Annotated in this window: 10 protein-coding genes and 1 riboswitch; of the genes, 3 read left to right on the top strand and 7 right to left on the bottom strand. The window is 64.6% G+C overall.

Going from position 1 to position 14,420, the window contains the following annotated elements; translation table 11 throughout:
• Positions 1-11 precede the first annotated feature (11 nt).
• Complete coding sequence (locus tag ACSFBL_RS16050; RefSeq protein WP_435516770.1) at positions 12-3,818, bottom strand: DUF748 domain-containing protein; 3,807 nt, start codon at positions 3,816-3,818, stop codon at positions 12-14.
• Positions 3,819-4,408: 590 nt separating this feature from the next.
• Here ACSFBL_RS16050 and ACSFBL_RS16055 point away from each other — a divergent pair.
• From ACSFBL_RS16055 to nrdR, 3 genes are all read left to right on the top strand, one after another.
• The gene (locus ACSFBL_RS16055) at positions 4,409-5,254 is read left to right on the top strand and encodes a transglycosylase SLT domain-containing protein (RefSeq protein WP_435516771.1); all 846 of its coding nucleotides are present in this window, start codon (positions 4,409-4,411) and stop codon (positions 5,252-5,254) included.
• Between the two features lie 38 nt (positions 5,255-5,292).
• A riboswitch (ZMP/ZTP riboswitch) is annotated at positions 5,293-5,419 on the top strand.
• Between the two features lie 41 nt (positions 5,420-5,460).
• On the top strand, positions 5,461-6,705 hold the full coding sequence (gene glyA, locus ACSFBL_RS16060; RefSeq protein WP_435516772.1) for a serine hydroxymethyltransferase: 1,245 nt from the start codon (positions 5,461-5,463) through the stop codon (positions 6,703-6,705).
• Positions 6,706-6,768: 63 nt separating this feature from the next.
• Positions 6,769-7,212, top strand: a complete 444-nt coding sequence (gene nrdR, locus ACSFBL_RS16065; RefSeq protein ID WP_435516773.1) for a transcriptional regulator NrdR — start codon at positions 6,769-6,771, stop codon at positions 7,210-7,212.
• Between the two features lie 21 nt (positions 7,213-7,233).
• On the opposite strand, the gene ACSFBL_RS16070 is transcribed toward nrdR, so the two are convergent.
• From ACSFBL_RS16070 to pilV, 6 genes are read right to left on the bottom strand one after another with little or no spacing between them, the layout of a single operon-like run.
• Positions 7,234-7,752, bottom strand: coding sequence for a GspH/FimT family pseudopilin (locus tag ACSFBL_RS16070; RefSeq protein WP_435516774.1), 519 nt, complete (start codon positions 7,750-7,752; stop codon positions 7,234-7,236).
• On the bottom strand, positions 7,749-8,165 hold the full coding sequence (locus ACSFBL_RS16075) for a type IV pilin protein (RefSeq protein ID WP_435516775.1): 417 nt from the start codon (positions 8,163-8,165) through the stop codon (positions 7,749-7,751). The genes ACSFBL_RS16070 and ACSFBL_RS16075 overlap by 4 nt, the downstream gene beginning before the upstream one ends.
• Positions 8,162-12,148: a pilus assembly protein gene (locus tag ACSFBL_RS16080; RefSeq protein WP_435516776.1), complete on the bottom strand. Its 3,987-nt coding sequence runs from the start codon at positions 12,146-12,148 to the stop codon at positions 8,162-8,164. Before ACSFBL_RS16080 ends, ACSFBL_RS16075 begins: the two co-directional genes overlap by 4 nt.
• A gap of 15 nt (positions 12,149-12,163) precedes the next feature.
• Positions 12,164-12,790: a pilus assembly PilX family protein gene (locus tag ACSFBL_RS16085; protein ID WP_435516777.1), complete on the bottom strand. Its 627-nt coding sequence runs from the start codon at positions 12,788-12,790 to the stop codon at positions 12,164-12,166.
• The gene (locus ACSFBL_RS16090) at positions 12,787-13,761 is read right to left on the bottom strand and encodes a PilW family protein (RefSeq protein ID WP_435516778.1); all 975 of its coding nucleotides are present in this window, start codon (positions 13,759-13,761) and stop codon (positions 12,787-12,789) included. The genes ACSFBL_RS16085 and ACSFBL_RS16090 overlap by 4 nt, the downstream gene beginning before the upstream one ends.
• Complete coding sequence (gene pilV / locus ACSFBL_RS16095; RefSeq protein WP_435516779.1) at positions 13,751-14,413, bottom strand: type IV pilus modification protein PilV; 663 nt, start codon at positions 14,411-14,413, stop codon at positions 13,751-13,753. The genes ACSFBL_RS16090 and pilV overlap by 11 nt, the downstream gene beginning before the upstream one ends.
• Positions 14,414-14,420 lie beyond the last annotated feature (7 nt).

Here is a 14,420-nt window from a genome sequence, read left to right on the forward strand (position 1 = left end):
GCCTGCCCGGTTCAGCGGGTGGCCAGTTTCAGTTCGGCACCTGGTTTCCAGTTGTCGCCTTCGGCCTTGGTACGCACCGCACCAAGGAAAAGGCGCTCGCTCGGGACCTTCTGCTCCAGCAGGTAATCGCGCACCGCGGCGCCGCGATCCACCGCCAGTTGTCGCATCGACTCCTCGTCGACGGGAATGCTGGCGAGCAGCAGGTCCTCCATTTCATTGGTCGGCAAGTCCTTGGCCAAGCCGACCATATTGCGGGGCTTGGTCACCTCCGAGCGCTTGTACACCGCCGCAAGCAGAGCCGGATATTCGGCGTCGGTGAGCGGGGGCAATTCGGAGGCGTCCTGGCCAGCGCGGACCGAGGCCCTGCGCTTCTCGCCCTGCGCAAGCCGCCGGAGTTGCTGGCGTTGATACGCCTCGCGCTCCTTGTCGAGGCTGGACATCCCCACCACCGTCATCTTCAGGGCCGGCCGGTCGTTGAGCGCCTTCGCGACCTTGTCGAGGTTTTCCTTGGCCTCCGCCGACAGCGCCACGCTGCCCGGGGCAAAGGCGATCGTGCTCGACTCGCTGCTACCGCCAAAGCCGCCGGTGAGCAGGGCAAACGGCGCCGTCGCCGCCTTGGCGATCAGGTTGACGATGGCCTTCAGGATCAATGGCCCGATGCTGAACTGCGGATCGTTGATCGACCCCCTGAGCGGCAGGTCGATGTCGATCACGCCATTGCGATCGGCCAGCAGCGCCACGGCAAGCCGCACGGGCAGGCTGGCCGGCGCGCCCTCGACCTGCTCGCCGAACTGCAACTGGTTGAGGATCACCTTGTTGGATGCCGTCAGCGTGCCGTCCGGGGCGATCTTGTAATTGACGTCCATGCTCAGCTTGCCGCGCTCGATGCCGTGGCCGGCGAATCGCACCGAATAGGGCGAAAGCGGCGGGAGATCCAGCTCGCGCATCTTGGCCGTGATGTCCAGTTCGAGCGGCTTCACCAACGGATTCAGCTTGCCGGTGATCTCGAGCGATGCCGTCTGTTGCGCCTTGCCGCGCAATTCGAGGTCCGCCAGTGCGGGCTTGTCGCCCTGTGGCTTCGACGAGAAGGCACTGAGCTTTCCGGTGAGTTCGGTGAGGTCGGCCGAGTAGTTGGGCTTGATGAACAGGTCGGAGAAATCGATCTTTCCGTTCACCAAGCTCATCGGGCCGAAATTGATGATCGGCGCCGGGCCCGAAGATTCGGTCGGGGCGGCGGCTGCCACCGGTGCGGCCTTGGTGGGCTCGGCCGCGCCACCGACCATGAGTTCGGCAGACGGCGGCGGCGCGCCTCGCGCCCCGGTCGCCGGCCGACGGCTGCTCGTGGTCGTGTTCGTTCCGCCAAGGCTGCGCTTCGCGGTGACTTCGGTTGCCGCCGCGTCGGCCGACGCTGGCGCCGCTTCCTGGCCTGGCTTCTTGGCCAGATAGAGAAGATTCAGCCGGCCGGTGGGATCGATGATGATGCGGGCATAGAAGTCGGTCAGCGCGGTTTCGCGCACATCCACTGCCAACGGGGCGCCCGGCTCGAGTTTCACTTGGAGTCCTCGCAGGCCCAGCGTCTTCCAGCTCAGCAACTGGTTGTTCCGCGACAGGCCGGGCGCCTGGGTCAGCACGACGCTGTTAGCGCGGAAATCGTCCACCGCGGTGTCGCCGGCCAGCCGCACGCTGATGCCCGCAGGCAGGGTCGCGAACTTGACCGTGCCGCGGTAACTCGCGAAGGCGCGGCGAATGTCGATGTTGAGCGCGTCCGCGTAGTAGGCCTTGAAGGCATGGGCCGGGATGGACGCGACCACCAGCTTGCCCTCCGCCGAAATCGGCTTGAGCACCACGTTGCCGTCGTACTCGAACCGCCCCGCCTCCGCGCGGCCGGCAGCGATGCGCCCCGACAGCTTGAGTGGAGACACCGTGGCCGTGTTCGGCGTGATCTTCTGCGCCTTGACATTCAGCGCGCTGAGTTCGAAGGCCACCGGCGTGGTGCTCGCGTTGTCCTCATAGGAAAGGGCACCGTTGTCGACCGCCACCGTGCCGATGGAAAGTTCCCACGGCTTTGTATTGGCACCCGGGGGCGCGGCCTCCTTGGCATCGGGGTCCTTGGGCGCAGCGACCTTGGCGTCCGCCGTGCCGCTCTGGCTGCCTCCGGGAGGCGCTTTCAACCAGCGCTCGAACATCCAGCGCTTTTCGTTGTCGCGCTCGATGCGGACCTTCGGGTTCGTCGCAGTAAAGGAGGCAATGGCCAGCGTGTGGCGGGTCATGTCCGCTTCGGCGTCGACGATCTCGAAACGGCCGACGCTCGCCAGCGCCGTCTTGGCCTGCGTGAGGGCCAGGCCGTCGGCCACGACGCTCCGTGCCTTGAACTTGAGATCGGGCTTGGTCCAGGCGACGTCGATCTTTCCGCTCAACTTGCCGTCAAGGGTCGGTTCGAGACTTTGCGCCAGGTACGGCGCAGCCAGCGACAAGGGCAGTGCATTGACTTCGGTTTCCACCTGTGCCGCTTTGTCGGTCCCCTCGCCGCTGAACTTGATGGCGGCCCCGCCGACCGAGGTCGAGCCGTTGAACTGCGCGGGCTTGTCCATTGGCCAGGTCACCGCGCGCACCTCGACGGCGAGGTCTTTCACGTCGACTGCCGCCGCCGGCTGCGTGGTCTGGTCGCGCCAGCCGACCGTGCCGCCGGTCAGGGCCACCTTGTCGACCTGGATGCGCAAGGGTTGCGGCTCGGCCGGCTTTGTGGCGCCGTCGGCATCGGGCGCTGGAAGGGTCGCCGCCTTTTCATGCGCGCCGGTCGCCCGGTCGGTGGCCAGCAGATTGAGTTGACCGCCCGCGTCGCGCGCCACGACCAGATCCGGGCCCGCCAAGGCCACCTCGCTCAGGTGCACGAACCGCTCCAGGGGCCTCACGTCGGCCAATGCGATCTTGAGCGAATCGAAGCCGAGCAGGTCATGCGACTTGGCATCGACCACCTTGATGTCGCGCGCGCCGATGGTGCCGGTGATCTTCAGGCCGGTCGTCGCGGTCTGTTCGAAATCGATCTTGAGGTCGGCATCGAGCTTGCCCGATTTCAACGCGACCGGCAGCCCACCCGGGATGTAGCCCAGGTACGGCACCAGGTCGAGGTCGGTAAAGCTCAGTTGGGCGTCGGTCTTGCGGTTCTCGGCAAATGGCGTGGTGGCTGCCGCCGAATCGAACTTGCTGCCGTTGAGCACGAAGGCCAGCTTCGGCTCGGTCTTGACCTCGCGCTGGGATGCCAGATTGCTGATGAAAGGCACGTTGAGCACGAAGTCGCGAAGTTCGTGGGTGCGCTTGACCGTCTGGTCTTCGAAGTTGACCGAGCCGCCGGAAATCGCGATGTTGTAGATGGCGAACCGTGGAGGCTCGCTCTTGGGCGCATCCGGCTTGGGCGCCAGCTTGGCGAGGATGTCGTCGATGTCGTACTTGCCATCGGCCAGGTGCGTCAGCTTGATCGCGGGCGAATCGATGGAAATGGCATCGATCACCGGGGCCAGGCGCAGGATCGACTGAAGCTCGGCATCGGCGTAGATCCTCCGGACCACCACTTGCGGCTGGCTGCCATCCGCCGTAGCGATGCGCAGGTCGTTCACCGCGAGTTCGAGCGTCCAGGGCTTGAAATCAATCTTGCCGACAGTGACTTGGCGGCCGAGCTTCTCGCTGGCGATCTTCTGGATCTGGCTCTTGGCGATCGGGGGCACCGCCAGCCAGGCAACGACCCAGACGATCAGCAGGACCAGCACCGCGACAACACCGCGTCGCACCCATTTGTTCTGTTTCAGCGAAGCAGCATTCATCGAGGGGGAGTGTGCCCCAAACAATGGGGCCTTCCCAGAAGCAAGAAAGCCCGAAGACGCGACGAATTGTCTTGTCTCCGGGCTCGATGGCGGACGCAACGCCCATGCCATCTTTTCGCTCGACCGGAAGTTCAATCGTTCCGGTCATGCTGGCAGCAAGAGATTGCCACCGATGGGCCTCGGCCGCTGAACCTTCGGATTGCTCCTCTGGCCACTGGACCTTGGTGAAACGCCTGATGCTCAGGCCCCCTCAGCCTAGGCGCGTGACAGAAGGATTGCAAATGAGGTTTTCAATGGATGACGTCACACCGATGCGCGAACTATTTCACACATCTATTACATCCAAAATAGAATAACAAACCTAATCGTTATTCTTGACCGTGTATTTAGCCACTCCTAGAATGCCAGCTTCTCCGGGCCACAAGACGTGGCCGGACTCTCAGATCCGCTGCCGAATTCCACCGGCTTGATCAGGCGGCCGCGCCCTCTCCCCTTCTTGCGCGGGCCTGATTCGTACCAATCCAAGCGCCTGCCTTTCAGCGTCGCCCCCCGTGGCGATGCGCACAGGCTCCGCATAGAAAGGAAGAGCGATGAAACAGGCGTTCGATGCCACAGCCCGAGGGCTACGGACCTTCGTGTCCGACGTGGTCGACGGCTTTTTTGAAATCACCCACAACGGGTTTGCGTTGGTCGGACTGGCGATCGTGTTCGCCGCGCTGGCGTTGCTCGCCCGGCCGGACCTCCGCCAATCGGGCGAGGAACAGCTCATGGGCTGGCTGCAATCCCGCAAGCCGCCGCCGCCGGAAGTGACGGTCGCCGTCACCGACCTTGAGCCCACGGCGATCGATCGCACCACGGCCGCCAGCCCGCACGAACTGCCAAAGCCGCAGGCCGCGGTCGCGTATTGGCTCAGCAAGAAATATCGCGTCGCGGTCGAACCGCTGAGCGTCCTGGTTGCCGAAGCCTTCGACCTTGGCAAGCGCACCAAGCTCGATCCGACGCTGATCCTCGCGATCATGGCGGTCGAGTCCAGTTTCAACCCCTTCGCCCAGAGCCAGGTCGGCGCGCAGGGCCTGATGCAAGTCATGACCCGGGTTCATGGCGAAAAGTACGAACCCGCAGGCGGAACCCTCACCGCCTTCGACCCGGTGACCAACATGCGCGTCGGCGTCAAGGTGCTGCAGGAATGCATCGCCAAGGCTGGATCCCTCGAGGGCGGCCTGCGCTACTACGTCGGCGCGGCCAACCTGAGCGACGACGGCGGCTATGCCTCCAAGGTGCTTGCCGAGCACGAGCGCCTGCGCCAGGTGATCGGCGGCCGTGCGCCCTCCGTCAACGCGCCCGCCGTGCGATCGAATCCCCTGCCGGTCGCGGGCCCGGCCAAGCAGCAGCCCGAAGCCGACCCGCAACAGGTGGCGCAGCTCTCGGCTTCCTAGGCTTGTTGCCGACAATGGCAAGCGCCGTCGGCTACACTCAGCCAGCACGCGACTGGCGATAGGCGCAACCCTTTTCAGGTGCATTGCGCTGACGTGGACTACCACTGGGAAGCGTGCCGCCTGCGGTCTTGAGCAGGTGTTCCGCCGTTCGCCTGGGCAGCCCTTGTTTGGTTGAAGAACAAGGACCATCGTCTTGAAGGACTGCCATGTACCACCGCAACATCCTGGTCGAACAGACCGATCCTGAAATCTTCGCCGCCATCCAGGCCGAGAACGCCCGCCAGGAACACCACATCGAGCTCATCGCGAGCGAAAACTACGCTTCGCCGGCCGTCATGGCCGCGCAAGGCTCGCAGCTCACCAACAAGTACGCCGAAGGCTATCCCGGCAAGCGCTACTACGGCGGTTGCGAGCATGTCGACGTGGCGGAACAACTGGCCATCGACCGCGTCAAGCAACTCTTCGGCGCCGATGCGGCCAACGTGCAGGCCCATTGCGGCGCTTCCGCCAACGAGGCCGTGATGCTGGCCTTCCTGAAGCCCGGCGACACCATCATGGGCATGAGCCTCGCCGAAGGCGGCCACCTGACCCACGGCATGCCGCTCAACATGAGCGGCAAGTGGTTCAACGTGGTGAGCTACGGCCTGAACGACAAGGAAGAGATCGACTACGACGCCATGGAACGCAAGGCGCACGAATCGATGCCCAAGCTGATCATCGCGGGCGCCTCGGCCTATTCCCTGCGCATCGACTTCGAACGCTTCGCCAAGGTCGCGAAGGACGTCGGGGCGATCTTCATGGTCGACATCGCCCACTACGCCGGTCTCGTGGCCGCGGGCGTGTATCCCAACCCGGTGCCGCATGCCGACGTGGTCACCTCCACCACGCACAAGAGCCTGCGCGGCCCTCGCGGGGGCATCATCCTGATGAAGTCACAGCATGAGAAGGCGATCAACAGCGCGATCTTCCCGGGGCTCCAGGGCGGTCCGCTGATGCATGTCATCGCCGCCAAGGCGGTCGCCTTCAAGGAGGCGCTCTCGCCGGAATTCAAGCTCTACCAGCAACAGGTGGTCAAGAACGCCCAGATCGTTGCGGAGACGCTGACTCAGCGCGGCCTGCGCATCGTGAGCGGCCGCACCGAAAGCCACGTGATGCTGGTCGACCTGCGCGCCAAGGGCATCACCGGCAAGGAAGCCGAGGCCGTGCTGGGCAGCGCCCACATGACCATCAACAAGAACGCGATCCCGAACGACCCCGAGAAGCCCATGGTCACCAGCGGCGTGCGCATCGGCACGCCCGCCATGACCACGCGCGGCTTCAAGGACGAAGAGGCCCGCGCCACGGCCAACCTCATCGCGGACGTGCTCGAGAACCCGCGGGACGCAGCCAACATCGACGCGGTCCGCGCCAAGGTGCACGCGCTGACCAGCCGCTTCCCGGTCTACCGCTAAGACCATGCCGGCCTTCGCGCTCGATACGCTTTTTCAGGGCTCTTCACCGAGCGCGGTGGCCGCATGAAGTGCCCTTTCTGCGGTCACCTCGAGACGCAGGTCGTCGAGACCCGCATTTCGGAAGACGGCGACTTCGTCCGGCGCCGGCGTCAATGCAGCACTTGCGACAAGCGCTTCACCACCTACGAACGGCCGGACGTGAACTTTCCGGTCGTGGTCAAGAAGGACGGCAGCCGGGCCGACTTCGACGCAGGCAAGGTGCGCGCATCGATGATGCTGGCGCTGCGCAAGCGCCCCGTCAGCATCGAGCAGATCGACAACGCCCTCTTGCGTATCGAGCAGAAGCTGCTGTCCAGCGGCCTGCGCGAGATCGATTCGACGAAGGTCGGCGAACTCGTGATGCGGGAACTCAAGAAGCTCGACAAGGTGGCCTATGTGCGCTTTGCATCGGTGTATCGGAGCTTCGAGGACGTGGATGAGTTCAGGCAGCTCCTGAGGGACATCTGAACGCACCCACTGCGTTCAACCTCAGCTGCCGCAGGCGCCCGAGCCGCAGTCGCCCTTCTTGTCGGGGTCGCAGACCTTGGGACGTCCGGTGACCGACACCACAATGGAGCTGCGTCGTCCGGTGTCCGCCTTGAAAGTCAGGCACCCTCCTCCGAAGCCTCCGGCCTTTCCTTTGGCGAATCCATTGGCGTCAAATGAAACGACCTTGTTGAAGCCGCTTCCGGTGGTGGTATCGACTGCAACACCCGTTCGAAGCGCGTCGAAGGTGCGGACCACCTCCGCCTTGCCGTCGACGGTCGCCGCCACCTGCCAGCCGTTCGACCAATCCTGGTTCAGGGGCGTCAGGGACACCGTCTGCGATCGCTTCATGGCCTCGGTGCGCGCCAGCCCCAAGGCGGCGACGAACTCGCTCTGGCTCGCCACCAGCCGCTGATTGACGAGCAGGTCGCGAAACCCCGGTGCGGCCACGGTCCCCAGGATCGCGACCAGCGCGACGACGATCATGAGTTCGATCAGCGTGAAGCCGCGCGCCCGCTTCATTGCCAGCACCTGTTGCTGTCCCGCCCATCGCACCCCTTGGTGCCCGTGCTTTCAAGCCAGATGTTGCCGACGTCGGTGTCCGTGAAGCCGGACCGGAGTCTGGCGGTCAGTCGCACGCATTGCCCTGCGTCCTTCTGTCCTTCGCATGCGTCGACGGCGATGTCGTATTTGCTGCCAGCGTCGCTGTCCCCGGACGATTCCTTGAACGGGGCCGTCCTGTACTTTCCGCGCTGCGTATAGAAGCGCTCCTGCTGCTGCATCTCCTGCATGAGCGCCGTGCGCGCTTCCGTGCGCCAGCCTTTCCGGACCGAGTCCATGTAGGACGGAAAGGCAATCGCGCCCAGTACCGCGACCACGGCCACCACGATCATGAGCTCGATCAACGTGAAGCCGTGTGACGAAGGGCGCTTCATGGCTTGGCGTCCTTGTAGTTGATGATCTGGCGCCAGTTGAGACGACCTGCGATCTGCGACACCTCGCCCCCCTCGATGGGCTCCGAGGTCGAGACACCCGGGCCGGTGCCCGTTCCAGTTCCGATGTTGATGACCGAGACCTTCCGGGTCTCGATGCGGCGGCCGAACGAATCCGTCGAGGTGAAGACACTGTCACCGCCCTGAATCACCAGCGGCGAGCTGAGCAGTCCGACCGTCGACGGCACGCAGGTGCCGCCGGCCGACATGCCGGTCATCGCGTTCACTGCGCAGCTGTGGCCGCCCCCCCCTGTGCCGCACGCATTGGGATTGGGAATCAAGGTGTTGAATGTCAGGTAGCCATCGCTCAGCGTCATCCGGCTGACGAGACGCTCGCCGTTGCTGCCCGATTCCGGCAGATCGAAGTACCAGCCGCGTCGGAGCGACGTCTTTCTGTCGTAGTTGCCATAGACAAAGGCTTTGCCCGAGATGCTGAAGCGGCCCTTGCTTTCAGGCTCCGTCTTCCGCCCCTCCAACTGGGTGCGCGTCTCGTGCGCAGGAATGCCGGCCTTGCCGTTGTCGTATACGGCGTAGAGCGATTGCGTGCGACGACTGCTCAGGTCCTCCACCTCGACGAACTTGCCGGTGCCGAACAGGACAATGGCGCCCCCGTTGGGCCCCACGCCGACCTCCGGCGCGACAGTGATGGGCTGGCGATTGCCGACCGCATCCTGGGCCACCATGAGCGGGGAGCCACCCAGCCCCAAGGCGGTGGCCTCGCTCCATGGCGCGTCATTGGAATGGAAATCGAACTTCCACAGGTTGCCTTGCGTGTCCCCGGCATAGAGCCATCGGGTCGCGTCGTCGCTGGCGACATAGTCTCCGACGGGGCCGAGCGCGTTGACGGTGGTCGCATCCGCGGGGTTCGGCAACACGATCTTGAAGTAGTTCAAATTGCGCTTCCAGGCTTCGCGGGGTGCCTTGTCCAGCGAGAGCAGGAACAGGGCGGCCGCCTTACCGGCATTGCCGTTGTTGAAGCCCGAAGGCACGACGGCGAACCAGCGATAGACCGCTGGCTGGCCGCTCTTCGCCGCCACCGTACGGAACTTCCCGATGGTCGGCGCTTGCGTGACAAAGCCCATGTCCGCATCGTCGGCGCCCGTGAACTCCCACATCACATGGCGTTCCGAGAACTGGGCCGGATCGGTCACGTCCAGCGCAAAAACCCCGCGCGCGCCGCCCCCCATTCCCGACACCAAGGCAGTCTTCCAGGTGCCGTCCGCCAGTTGAACCTCACCTGCGGCAGGGCTGCCGTCCACGTAGGGTTGATGCAGGTAGGCCGGCGAGGTGTACGCCCCCAACTTGGGATAGAGCGCGCGTGGCACATAGGCGAACAGCTCGGCACCACTGGCGGCGGCGAATGCGTGGAGCATTCCGTCGTTTGCGCCGACGTAAACCGCAGGCATGCGTCCCTTGCGCGCCGCAACGAAACTCTGGTAGCCGCTTCCTTGCACCGCGGGACTGGGCGGACCTACGAGCAACGGGGCCGAATTGACGACGTCTCCCATGACGGAATCGCGCGTCCTGAAGGTCCCGCCGCTCGCCGAGGTCTCCTTCGAGCGGGCACCACGCAGGTAGGCAACGCGGTACTCGCCGAAACCATCTTTTGCACCCGATTGCGAGTACGGCTCGCTGTCCAGGTATTGGGCCAGTGCATCCCCCTTCAACGCTTCCCAGGTGAATGTCTTGCCGACACCGGTCCCGAGCATCGTGAACACCTTTCGCTTCGCTGGATCGGGTACCGGAATCGCAGGTGTCTTGCCGGGGTCTCCCGATGTCAGGAGCTCGCCAGCGTCCCAGGTCGGCGTTGCGTCCTTGTTCAGGACGCCAGCGTTCGCGTCGTAGCTCAGCCCGTAGGCCAGCATGGAGCCGGACCAGCGCGTGCTGTCGAATTGCGGGACGAAGATGCTCGCCCCATTCGTCGTGACCCGTGTGCTCGACACGGCGCCTCCCGCCATGCTGCCGCTGGCGGCGCCGGCATTCGCGAAGATCCGCCGGATCGCCGCGATCATCTCTTCGGGTTTGCTCGCGAGGAAGTAGTTCGCCGGCTTCGGCATGCCGTCGTCGTCCAGCCCCGACTGCCATTCCGAGTTCGAGATCGACTCCGCTGCCCCGTTGCCGATCGCTGTGACGAAGGGATTGCCGTCGTTGTTCCGGTCATCGAAGCCGCCGTACTTGGCCGCCAGATAGAAGGCGCTTCCCCGCTTTCGCTGGCGGATCGTGCCGTCGCCGCCTTCGTCGACGTCGATGGTGTAGGTCTTGACGCGCACGTCGGGGTAGTCGCTGCGAATGCCTTGCGTGTTGGCCCAGTAGGCCAGGCCCGCCCATCCGAATCCGCCTTGGTCATATCCCGTGTTCAGGGTCGGAATGTTGGACGACGTGATCAGCGCCCCGTTTCCATTGCCGTACGCATAGGCTCGTGGCCCGCCGGCGTTGCCGCGCGTCGTCAAGGTCTTCTTCTTGCCGGAGCCGTCCGTTCCTCCCGCGGGATCGTCGTATGCGACCGACTCGTTGTTCTCGAAGGCGCCGACCACCTTCGACCAGAGGGCGGTGTCGGGCTCCAACGCGCCGACAGGACGCACCCCACCCCAACCATCGAGGCCATCTGTCATCAGTCCCGGGAGGGAGCGGTCATGGTGGGTGTTGAGGTCGCCGATCACGACCACGTGATTTCGCTGGCAACTCGCAACGACCGGGTCCCACGCGCTTCGAACACCCACACCCCATCGGGCCGTCTTGTTGTAGACGGGAAACCCGTCCTTCATCGCGTCCGTCACGCCTGTGGAAGCCTGCTCCGTCGGCGGCTGGCCTTGCAGATACCGAAGGGACTCGTAGTACAGCTCTCCGACCGGGTCCACTGTCTTGTACGAACCCTGCGTGGACCCGGTACGCCCGAACTGATTCAGGTAGTTGACCACGCCGCTTCTGTTCTCCGCGCTGGAAAGCGGGTTGGCCGCGAACACGCCGGTGTGCGCGTCCCACTCCGCAGCCTCGTTTGCGATCTTCTCGAATTTGGCGTTCTGGGCCGTCGGGCCCGCGAATTTCATCGGCGCACGAAGCACGCCGCCATAGCGCCGGTTGGTGTGGTCCATCAGGTAGCCGAATGCGGCGAATCGCATCTTGTCGGAATAGGTCTGAATGGTGCCGACGGGCTTGTACTTTCCGTTCGGGTACTTGAAGCAGAGATCGGGACGAAGGGGGCTTTCGCTTGCAGAGCAGACCTCCACACGGGCGTAGTAGGGAGCCGCCGTCTTTTCCGGCCCGAATTTCTGATTGGCGCCGGGCTGGTCACACGATCCATCCCTATACGGTCCGACGAAGAAACGATCGCGACAGTTCGCAATCGCGACTGTGCCGTTGTCAGTCACGACGCCGCTCGCGACCAGAGGTGTCAGCTTGCCCAGGTTGCCACTCAGGGCGCGCGCGGGAAAGGTCGCGTTGTAGAAGTCCGTCTGGAGCACTGCGCGTTGAAGAACCGTAGTCCCCGCCGTGTCGACGATGCGATCGCCCCCCGTCATGGCATAGCGCAGCATGTCGATCGCGGACGACGCGGCCCAGTTCAACATGTTCCCGCTCCACTTGTGCGAGCAGGCGATGGCCCCGCCCGACACGATCGCGGTGGCGGCGCGCTTGAAGAAGGCATCCGTCGTCGAATAGTCGTAGCAGCCCATCGGGTCCCAGTAGCCGATGTAGGTCTTCCTGATGTCGAACTCCGTCCGATAGGCGGCGCCCGTCGTCGGATACTCCACCGAGAGATTCAGCACCATGTTGGGCTTGACCAGGGATGTCGAGGCGAACAGCGGCTCGTCGGCCAGGACGGCGTCGGGCGGCAGCGCCGGCGCGGCAGCGGGTCCGGACACACATGAAAAATAGAACGATGCCGCAATGCATGCGGTCTTCAGCTTGCTTCGTCGAAGCTTGATCAATGCCAACTCCCTTCCTCATGGACAGCCTGCGCTGACTGCCGGTTTGTACAAATTGGTCTGCAGGACCACCTGCGTTTCCTCCCGGACGCCGAAACCGATCGCAGTCACGCGAAAGATGTTCGAAGCAGCCCCGGCGCCCGCGTTCTCCATCCGGTTGAGCTGCCAACCGCCGTTGCTGCGAAGGACCTCGATGACATACCGGGGCAAAGCGGCGGGCATCGCGCCCGCACCTGTGGCGTAGCGCTGACCGGTAAACCTGCCGTACTCGACCGAGTTCCTGCTCGTGGGCGAAAGGTCCGCCGTCATCCAGGCGGGCGTGGCACCGGCTGCCGCCGCGGCACAAAGCCCCTGGGCGTTTCCCGGGCCGCCGCAGCCTGCGACGAATGCGCTGCCATCCTTGGGGCGGAATGCGCACAGGCGCGAGGCGGTGCCGGGGTTCGGTCCGAGGACATCGATCTCCGCGTCGATGAGCGCTGCCTCGGCCGCCTGGAAGGCGATCTCGGTATCGCGATCGCTTCGGGCGCCGAGTTCGTTGACGAGCGACAACTGCGCCGCGCCCACGCCAAGGGCGGTGAGCACGATCAGGAGCAGCAGCACGACGATCAGCGAGAACCCGGCCTGTCGGTGCGGGGCATGTTTCATGCCGGCGCCCTCATGACGTTGCGCAACATGACCGTGAAGGTCGCGGTCGATCGGAAGCGCCCGTCGTCGGGTGGGTCGAAGTAGATGCCGGAAAACTCTTCGCCCAAGGGATACAACCGGTAGGTCTCGGACGGGATCTGCCTGAGGTCGCCATTCGGCCGGAGGCTTCGAACGACCACCCCCACGCGCACGGCGACCACCTTGCGCCATTCGTCGTTGACGTTCCCGCCCTGGGCGGCCTTGGCTGCGATCCCCATGGCATCAAGCCACGTCTCCGGAACGCTGTCGCCATTCCCATCGTGGCCGTAGACGACCTTGAACTTCTCGACACCGCGCACCAGCGGCTCCGACTTGAAGTTCCCATTCCCGGCTCGATACTTGCAATAGAGTTCGGGCTCTCCATCGCCCGCGAGCGTCACGAAGAAAAAGCTCCCCGCCCGGTCGTCGAGCGAAGGCTGGGCGGCAGGGCCTGGCTGCGCGGCGCCGAAGCAATCGGTCATGGTGCCGTCGGCCGTGTGAGTTCCGCTGTCAGTCCCGCTGGCTGTGGAGCGGCCAAAAAAGCGGACCATCAGCGAGTCGTTCCGATTTTTCGAATCGGTCTGGTTCTCGCCAAAGCTGTTGCTTGTCCGGTCGACGATGGTGTCGCTGGCACCCGCAACATCGAGGTCGAGCACACTGCCGGGATCGGCCTCCAGCGTCGCGTGGCTTGCGATCACACCTCGGCCGTCGCTCAGCCGATCGGGCGCATAGTCCGCGTAGCCGGCCTGGCGCAATTGACCCTGCACCACGTGGCGGGTAAAGCGAAGCGCGTCCTGCACCGCTTGCACGTCGGCATCGGTGTTGTGCAGCTTCTTCGCCGCGATGAATGCCGTCGAAGCCGCAAGCACCACCACGAGCCCGATCGCCATGGCGACCATCACCTCGATCAGGGTCACGCCGCGCTGCAGCGGCGGGCGTGTCTCAGGCGCCATCGTAGGCCTGCCCCGGAACCAGTTGCATGACGACGCGAGGCGTCCTGCGCCCTTCGTCCATCTCATCCTCGCTGCCCAGCCGCGGCCGCCAGCCCAGCTTGACAACGAGGTTGCGGCCCGTGTCGGAACACGGCCATCCGGCATTGCCGTCGGTGTCCACCGGCTCGTCGTCGAAGCAGACAACGACGTGCGCCTCGGGCAGCATGTTTCTGGCGCGTTGCACCCAGTGATGGACATCCCAGGCTGCCAGATCGTCCGCGCCGCACTGGGCTGCAGCGCCCGCGCATCCGGCACTGCTCGCGCCCGGAAGCGGATCCCCGCTTTTCAGGTCGAGCAGATACGGATTCGCGTCGGCATCCCGCGTCGACGCATGCTTGTTGACCCGGGCCTTCTCGGACAGGTCGCGGACCAGGTTGACCGCGGCGGTGAACGACCCGGATTCGGTCGCGCTCCTCACCGACGCCATCAACATGCTCATCGCGCCCAGCAATCCGACGCTGAGCACCACGATCGCAACCAGAACTTCCAGAAGCGAAAAGCCTCCGGCCCGACGTTTGGATAACGCCATCTTCTTTCCTCCTCCCTGAATCGGCTCCTGCGAAGGAGCGACCCTTTTTTCGATGGACGAAAGTCTAAGGACGTCTCGCGCCATGACGGTT

Origin of the sequence: Variovorax glacialis (genome assembly GCF_051216375.1) — a bacterium.
GTDB lineage: Bacteria > Pseudomonadota > Gammaproteobacteria > Burkholderiales > Burkholderiaceae_C > Variovorax.